This is a genomic window from Escherichia sp. MOD1-EC5950 (assembly GCF_002965345.1).
Taxonomy (GTDB): Bacteria; Pseudomonadota; Gammaproteobacteria; order Enterobacterales; family Enterobacteriaceae; genus Escherichia; species Escherichia marmotae.
Genome location: NZ_PTSR01000187.1, coordinates 1 through 227, shown reverse-complemented (window position 1 = coordinate 227; position 227 = coordinate 1). Strand labels below are relative to the sequence as shown.

The 227-nt window shown below is 53.7% G+C and carries 1 protein-coding gene; it reads right to left on the bottom strand.

The window, feature by feature from the left end:
- A partial coding sequence (locus BEA93_RS24925; RefSeq protein WP_157945162.1) for a hypothetical protein occupies window positions 1-227 on the bottom strand: 227 nt, incomplete at both ends.

The following is a 227-nucleotide window of genomic DNA, read 5'->3' as shown; positions in this document are numbered from 1 at the left end:
GTGATGTTGGTGGTGTTGGTGGCAACGTTATCGTTTGTCGTTTTCAGTTGCGAGCCGTTGACGGCATCGGTGCTGGTGTCTGACAGGTCACCGGCCATGACGTTGGTGATTTTGCTGGTGGTGTTAGTGCCGTGTTTGGCGCTGAATGCCGTGCCATTCCACTGCAGGGCATCATCTTCCAGGCCTGTGATTGTGGTGTTGATATCCGCGACATCATTGGTCAGGTT